Consider the following 7,356-nt stretch of genomic DNA (forward strand, 5'->3'; position numbering starts at 1 on the left):
GATGCGCTGGCCAAGCTCAAGCAGCTCAACGAGACCAGTGCACTGGTCTATCTGCCGACCCATCGTTCCTACGCCGATGCCTTCATCCTGTCGCGCCTGCTGCGCGACAACGGCCTGAAGCGCAATCACATCCTCGGTGGCAACAATCTCGGCTTCTGGCCGCTCGGCACGATCATCCGCCGCTCCGGAGGCATCCTGATCCGGCGCAGCTTCCAGGACGACGAAATCTACAAGCTGGTGGTCCGCGAATACCTCGCCTGGCTGGCCGCGCAGCGCCGCAATCTCGAGTGGTACATGGAAGGCGGGCGCAGCCGCACCGGCAAGCTGCGGCCGCCGAAGTACGGCCTGCTGAGCTATCTGGTGTCGGCGATCGAAAGCGGCGGTGCCGACGACATGCTGCTGGTGCCGGTGTCGACCACTTACGATCAGATGCACGAAGTCGGCCGTATGGCTGCCGAGGAAGCTGGTGCCGCCAAGGCCAAGGAAAATCTGCTCTGGCTCGCCGGCTATGCCCGCACGCAGCAGAAGCTGATCGGCAGCGCCTATGTCCGCTTCGGCGAGCCGCTGAGCCTGAAGGAAGCACTGGCGCGCGCCGATGCCGATGGTCCGGGCAAGTGGACGGTCGCCAAGATCGCCTTCGAAGTATTTCAGCGCATCAACCGGGTCACGCCGGTCACCGCACCGGCGCTGGTTACCCTGGCGCTGCTTGGCGTGCGTGATCGGGCGCTGACCTCGGGCGAAGTGCACGAGCTGGTGCTGCCGCTGCTCGATTACGCCGATGCCCGCGGTCTGCCGAGTTCGCATCTCGATGAGCTGCGCAGCGCCGAAGGCGTCGAGCAGACACTTGCAACGCTCAAGGACAGCGGCGTGGTCAGCCGCTACGACGCCGGCACCGAAGTGGTGTTCGCGATCGAGCCCGGCCAGCATTCGGTCGCCGCGTTCTATCGCAACAGCGCGGTGCACTGGTTCATCAACCGCGCGATTCTCGAAGTGGCGCTGCTCGACACCAGCCAGGAAGAACTCACCGGCCCGCTGGAGCGCGCCTGGCAATCGGCGTTCGCGTTGCGCGATCTGCTCAAGTTCGATTTCTTCTTCAGCGACAAGGCCACCTATCGTGAGGAACAGAAGTCCGAATCACGGATGTTCGATGCCAAGTTCCGGCAGAAGGCGGTCACCGCCGAAGGCCGGCGCGGCATCCTGCTGAATGCTTCGTTCCTGATCGCCCATCGGGTGCTGACGCCGTTCATCGAAGCCTATTTCATCGTCGCCGATCGCCTGGCCGCGCAGCCGGTGGACGCCAAGATCGACAAGAAGAAGCTGACCGAGGAATGCGTCAGCGTCGGCCGCCAGTACGTCATGCAGAAGCGCCTGAGCAGCCCGGAATGCGTATCGCGCGAAGTGTTTGCCAATGCGCTGTCGCTGGCAGCGAACCGTGATCTGCTCAAGCCGGGCGCGCCGGACCTCGCTCAGCGCCGCCAGGATTTCGCCGACGAGCTGGCCTCGGTCGTGCAGCGGCTCGCGGCGATCGAACAGCTGGATGTGGCGCGCCTTGCGCCCGTGCCGGAACTCGTCACCGAACGCCAGGACCTCACTTCCGCATGACCGTACTCGAGCAGCAACTGCAGCGCATCGCCGAGGGTCCCTCGGGGCCGAAGATCGGTGCCTTCTTCGATTACGACGGCACCTTGATCGACGGCTATTCGGCGGCGGCCTATTTCACTGATCGGATCAAGCGCGGTGACATCGGCGCCAAGGAGTTGATCGAGACCGTGAAGATGGCTCGCAAGGGCGATCTCAGCGATGCCGAGTTCAACGACATCATCGGCAAGGGCATCCTCGACTGGGCCGGCCAGACCGAAGCCGAGATGCGCGCGCTCTGGCAGCGGCTGTGGCTGGCGAAGACTGCCGCGACCCTGTTTCCGGAAAGCTGGAAGCTGGTCGACGCGCATCAGAAGAAAGGCCATACGGTCGCCATCGCGTCGTCGGCGACGCTGTACCAGATCGAGCCGCTGGCGCGTGAATACGGCATTGAACACATCGTCTGCACGCGGGCGATGATCCGCAACGGCCGGCTCACCGGTGGCGTTGAAGGCTCGCCGGCCTGGGGCGATGGCAAGGCCGCTGGTGTTCGCGCGTTTGCGAAGGCCCATGGCGTCAATCTGAAAGCGAGCTACGGCTACGCCAACGGCAACGAGGACATCGCGTTCCTGAAAGCGGTCGGCAAGCCCAGTGCGGTTCAGCCGAAGCCGGAACTTGAAGAGGTCGCCATCGAAGGTGGCTGGCCGGTACTGCGCTTTCCGCGCCGCAGTCGTGGTCCCGCAAAAGCGGTGGCGCGCACCGTCGGCGCCTATGCCGCGATGGGCGCCAGCTTCGTCGCCGGACTGGGGCTTGAGAAGCTCACCGGCGATACCCGCCGCGCCGCCGATTTCATCACCGCCACGGCGGGTGATGCAGCGCTCGCGGTGCTGGGCGTCAAGGTCGATCTGGTCGGTGAGGAGAACCTGCACAAGTACCGGCCCTGCGTGTTCATCCTCAATCATCAGAGCAAGTTCGATCTGTTCCTGATGATGAAGCTGGTGCGCGGCAAGTTCAGCGGTGTGGCCAAGGCCGAAGCGGCGAACGTGCCGGGCTTCGGTCGCTACATGAAGATGACCGATATCGCTTTCCTCGATCGCGCCAATTCGCAGAAATCGATCGATGCGCTGAAGCCCGCCGTCGACCGCCTGAAGGCGGGCCTGAGCATCTGCATCGCTCCGGAAGGCACGCGCTCGTGGACGCCGAAGCTCGGCAAGTTCAAGAAGGGCGCTTTTCACATGGCGATGCAGGCCGGCGTGCCGATCGTGCCGGTGGTGATCCGCAATGCCGGCGAGATCATGGGCCGCAACGATCAGACAATGCGCGCCGGCACCTTGCAGGTGACTGTGCTGCCGGGCATCGATGTCTCGAAGTGGAAGCCCGAAGAGCTGAACGAACGGATCGCCGAAGTGCAGCAGCTGTACGTCGATACGATGAATCACTGGCCGACTTCCAAAGGACAGCCCGCATGAGTCGGCAGATACGCATCGCGGTACTCGGTGCCGGCTCCTGGGGCACCACGGTCGCCTCGCTGGCTTCGCGCAACACGCAGACCACGATCTGGGCGCGCAAAAGCGAGACCGCCGACGAGATCAATCGCGAGCATCGCAACTCCGCCTATCTGAAGGGCCTGCCGCTGTGCTCGCGGCTGCTAGCGACCTCGTCGCTGCATGAAGCCGTGCATGACTGCGACGTGCTGGTGGTCGGCGTGCCTTCGCACAGCTTCCGCGACACCTTGCGCGCCGTGGCGCCGCTGTTGCGGCCCTGGGTGCCGGTGATCAGCCTTGCCAAGGGGCTGGAGCAGGGCAGCCACATGCGGATGACCGAGGTCATCAATCAGGAACTGCCGGGTCATCCGGCCGGCTTGCTGGCCGGCCCGAACATCGCCCGCGAAGTGCTGCAGGGCATGGCCGCGGCAGCCGTGCTGGCGATGGCCGATGAACAGGTGGCGCGCGCGCTGCAGCCGCTGTTCTCCAGCGCCGTGTTTCGCGTCTACACCAACAACGATGTCATCGGCTGCGAACTCGGCGGACCACTGAAGAACGTCATCGCCATTTCCGCCGGCATGGCCGAAGGGCTTTCGGTCGGCGAGAACACCCGGGCGATGGTCATCACCCGCGGCCTTGCCGAGATCACCCGGCTCGGTGTCGCGCTCGGTGGCGAGGCGGAAACCTTCTCCGGCCTGACCGGCCTCGGCGATCTGCTGACCACCTGCATGAGCCCGCTGTCGCGCAATCGCCAGGTTGGCGAACAGTTCGCGAAGGGCCGCACGACGGCGGAAATCGTTGCCTCGATGAACATGGTCGCCGAAGGCATCAAGACCTCCAGCGTGGTCATGGAACTGGCCGCGCAGTACGGCGTGGTGATGCCGATCGCCGCCGAAGTGGCCGCCGTGGTCAAGGGCGAGCATGGCGCCGTGCAGGCCTTCCGCGGCCTGCGCCGGCTGGCCGCCGGTGCCGAAAACAGCGCCGGCTGATCCGCGCAGCTTCACGCAGCAAGCACGAACACAGGGATACCCGCGACATGAGCAAGCCGGACAATATCGACAACGCAGTGCTCGACGAGCTGCGCGCCTGGGGCGGCCCGAACGAGATGAGCGCCTTCGAGGCGGTGATGTGGCTCGCCGAAGTCGATCCGCGTCTGCGCTCGACGATCGTCTCGGTGATGGAGCTCGATCGCGTACCGGACTGGGAGCGCTTCAAGGCTGATCACCGCTGGCTGGTCAACGCCGTGCCGCGCTTCCGCCAGAAGGTGGTGGTGCCGAAGGGCGTCGGCAATCCAGTCTGGGTCGAGGACCCGGATTTCGATCTCGACTACCACCTGCGCCGTACGCGGCTGCCGGAGCCGGGCAGCGATCGGCAGATGTTCGATGCCGGCGCGCTGATCGCGATGGCGCCGTTCGATCGCGCCCGTGCGCCCTGGGAAGCGACCCTGATCGAAGGCCTGTCCGGCGGCCGGGCTGCCTACGTGCTGAAGATGCACCATGCGACCACCGATGGCCTCGGCATCGTCCAGTTAATGAGTCGCGTGTTCAGCCGCGATCGCGACGCCGATCAGCGTCCGGAACCGGCACCGGTCTACGGCCGCAAGCGCGCCGCGACGGCCGCCAATCTCGGCTTCAAGGCGCTGCGCAAGCAGTTGATCTCGCTACCGCGCCGTGCTGTCGAAAGTGCCGGCCAGCTTGGTCGCCAGACTGCGGCCTGGATCAAGTATCCGGAAGACGCGCAGACGACGATGGACTACCTGTCCTCGGCGAAGCGGATGCTCGGCATCAAGCCGGTGGCAGGCTCGGGCCTGTTCAAGCGCCGCAGCCTGTCCTGGCGCATGGATGGCATCGAGATTCCGCTGGTCGATCTCAAGGCGGCGTCGAAGGCCGTGCATGCCTCGGTCAACGACACCTTCCTCAGCGCGCTGCTCGGCGGCTTTCGTCTGTACCACGAGCGCCTGGGGGTTTCGATCAAGGAAATGCCGATCGGTTTTCCGATCAGCCTGAGAGTCGAAGGCGATGCGATGGGCGGCAACAAGTTCGCCGGTTCCCAGTACGCAGCACCGATTGCCGAAACCGATCCGGTAGCCCGCATCCGCCATATCCAGCGCTTCGTCCGCGATACCCGCGCCGAGCCGGCGCTGGACATCATGATCCGGCTGATGCCGGTGGTGACCAAGCTGCCGATCTCGGTAGTCACCAAGCTGACTGCGGACTTCACAACGGCGCAGGACGCGCAGATCAGCAATATTCCCGGCATCACCTATCCGGTGTATTTCGGTGGTGCCCAGGTCACCCATCTGTGGCCGTTCGCGCCGGTGCCGGGCTGCGGCATGATGATCGCGATGATTTCCCACAACGGCCGTTGCTGCATCGGCATCAACAGCGATCGCGCCGCCGTCACCGAACCGGAACTGCTGATGGAATGCTTCCGCGAAGGCCTGGAAGAAGTGCTGGCGCTGGGTCGCCCCGCACCTACGGCGAAAGCCGCCAAAAGCAGCAAAGAAACCGCTACCGACAAGAGCTGAGAGTCCACCCCATGAAACACGCAGAAGGCAGCTTCATCGGCGTCAAGAAACAGCGCATCTATCACCAGAGCTGGTTGCCGGCGAAGCCGAAGGCGACGGTGGTGATCGCCCACGGTCTGGGCGAACACGGCGGCCGTTATGCCGAAGTCGCGAAAGTGCTGGCCGACATCGGCTGCGCCGTCTACGCGATCGACCATCGCGGCCACGGCAAGTCCGACGGCGTGCGCGCCTTCGTCGACAAGTTCGCCAACGCGGTTGCCGACATGGACCAGCTGGTCGATCTTGCCCGCCGCGCACAGCCGACCAAGCCTCTGTTCCTGCTCGGCCACAGCATGGGTGGCGCCTTGTCGCTCAGCTACGCGCTGAAGCATGGCGCCAAGCTCAACGGCCTGCTGCTGTCCGGACCGGCCGTCGCGCTCGATGGCGCGCCGCCGTTCCTCGGTCCGCTGTCGAAGCTGCTGGCGTCGATCGTGCCGAAGCTCGGCATGTTCGCCGTCGACCCGAGCCTGGTCAGCCGCGATCCGGACAAGGTCGCCGACTACGCCAGCGATCCGCTCAATGCTCACGGCAAGGTGCCGGTGCGCACCCTGGCCGAGATCGTCCGCTTCGTCGAATGGCTGCCTGCGGCCTTGCCGGCGCTGAAGCTGCCGACCCTGCTGATGCATGGCCGCGACGACAAGCTCGCCGGCGTCGCCGGCAGCCAGATGATCTACGACCGGATCAGCTCCACCGACAAGACGCTGCACATCTACGACAACCTCTATCACGAGATCTTCAACGAACTGCCGGCCGACCGTGCCCGCGTGTTCAAGGACATGACCGCCTGGCTGAACGCGCGCATTCCGGCCTGATGCCGAGATGAGCGATCCGGCGATCCGCTACGAGCTGCGGGATGGCATCGCGCGGCTGACCCTGAGTCAGCCCCAGCGCGGCAATCCCTTTGATCTCGCGTTCTGCGCCGAGCTGCGCGCGCATTCGATCGAATGCGACGAAAACCCGGAGGTGCGCGCGGTACTGATCAGCGCCGAGGGCAAGTACTTCAGCGTCGGCGCCGATCTGAAATGGCTCGCTGCCGATCGTGAACAACTGCCGCGCAAGCTGAAGACCGCGACCGCCGATCTGCACATGGCGATCACCCGGCTGTCGCGCTGCAATGCGCCGGTGGTGCTCGCGGCACACGGCCTGGTCACCGGCGGCGCCACCGCGCTGACGGCGATGGCGGACTTCGCGATCGCCACGCGCAGCGCGCGTTTCTACGCTGCGTACAGCGGCATCGGCTTCGTCGCCGATGGCGGCGGCAGCGCCTTTCTGCCGCGCCGGGTCGGCAGCCGACGCGCTGCCGAGTTCGTGATGCTCAATCAGACCTGGAGCGCCGAACAAGCGGTGAGCTACGGTTTGGTCAATCGGGTGGTCGATGACGAAGCGCTGATGACCGAAGCGGAAGCGCTGGCCGCGCAGCTGGCGGCAGGCCCGACACGGACTTACGGCGAGCTGCGCAAGCTGCTGCTGGCGACCTTCGACACCTCGCTCGACACCCAGCTGGAAATGGAAGCTCGCGCAATCGCCGCCTGCGCGAAGACCGAGGATTCCTGGAACGCCATCCAGTCGGTGCTGGCCAAGCAGAAGCCGGTGTTCAGCGGCCGCTGATCGAGCGCTGCGCCTCTACAGATCTTCGCCGCCGTTGATCTGGGTCAGGCCACGTACGCCCATGCCGCCATCGGCATTGATGATGGCGCCGGTCATCGTGCCGGCGTTCGCGCGCGAGGC

The 7,356-nt window shown here is 65.3% G+C and carries 6 protein-coding genes; all 6 read left to right on the forward strand.

The genetic code is table 11. From position 1 onward, the window contains the following. The coding region (locus QZY06_RS13075; protein WP_295685106.1) for a 1-acyl-sn-glycerol-3-phosphate acyltransferase at window positions 1-1,602 on the forward strand (1,602 nt) is incomplete at its 5' end. Then, complete coding sequence (locus tag QZY06_RS13080) at window positions 1,599-3,047, forward strand: HAD-IB family hydrolase (RefSeq protein ID WP_295685108.1); 1,449 nt, start codon at window positions 1,599-1,601, stop codon at window positions 3,045-3,047. The genes QZY06_RS13075 and QZY06_RS13080, both read left to right, overlap by 4 nt. After that, window positions 3,044-4,051 (forward strand): NAD(P)H-dependent glycerol-3-phosphate dehydrogenase, encoded by a 1,008-nt coding sequence (locus QZY06_RS13085; protein WP_295685110.1) that lies wholly within the window; start codon window positions 3,044-3,046, stop codon window positions 4,049-4,051. Before QZY06_RS13080 ends, QZY06_RS13085 begins: the two co-directional genes overlap by 4 nt. 47 nt (window positions 4,052-4,098) lie before the next feature. Continuing rightward, window positions 4,099-5,589 (forward strand): wax ester/triacylglycerol synthase domain-containing protein, encoded by a 1,491-nt coding sequence (locus QZY06_RS13090; RefSeq protein WP_295685113.1) that lies wholly within the window; start codon window positions 4,099-4,101, stop codon window positions 5,587-5,589. Window positions 5,590-5,600: 11 nt separating this feature from the next. Further along, on the forward strand, window positions 5,601-6,440 hold the full coding sequence (locus QZY06_RS13095; RefSeq protein WP_295685115.1) for an alpha/beta hydrolase: 840 nt from the start codon (window positions 5,601-5,603) through the stop codon (window positions 6,438-6,440). Window positions 6,441-6,447: 7 nt separating this feature from the next. Beyond that, a complete protein-coding gene (locus QZY06_RS13100; RefSeq protein ID WP_295685117.1) occupies window positions 6,448-7,236 on the forward strand; it encodes an enoyl-CoA hydratase/isomerase family protein in 789 nt (262 codons plus the stop codon). The last annotated feature ends 120 nt before the right edge of the window (window positions 7,237-7,356 follow it).

The sequence above is a fragment of the uncultured Nevskia sp. genome, assembly GCF_903885465.1.
In the GTDB taxonomy this organism is placed as follows: Bacteria; Pseudomonadota; Gammaproteobacteria; order Nevskiales; family Nevskiaceae; genus Nevskia.

What these genes read in the sequence shown, in the direction of transcription:
- QZY06_RS13080 (WP_295685108.1), top strand. Translation starts at nt 1,599, where the DNA reads ATGACCGTACTCGAGCAGCAACTGCAGCGCATCGCCGAGGGTCCCTCG.
- QZY06_RS13085 (WP_295685110.1), top strand. Translation starts at nt 3,044, where the DNA reads ATGAGTCGGCAGATACGCATCGCGGTACTCGGTGCCGGCTCCTGGGGC.
- QZY06_RS13090 (WP_295685113.1), top strand. Translation starts at nt 4,099, where the DNA reads ATGAGCAAGCCGGACAATATCGACAACGCAGTGCTCGACGAGCTGCGC.
- QZY06_RS13095 (WP_295685115.1), top strand. Translation starts at nt 5,601, where the DNA reads ATGAAACACGCAGAAGGCAGCTTCATCGGCGTCAAGAAACAGCGCATC.
- QZY06_RS13100 (WP_295685117.1), top strand. Translation starts at nt 6,448, where the DNA reads ATGAGCGATCCGGCGATCCGCTACGAGCTGCGGGATGGCATCGCGCGG.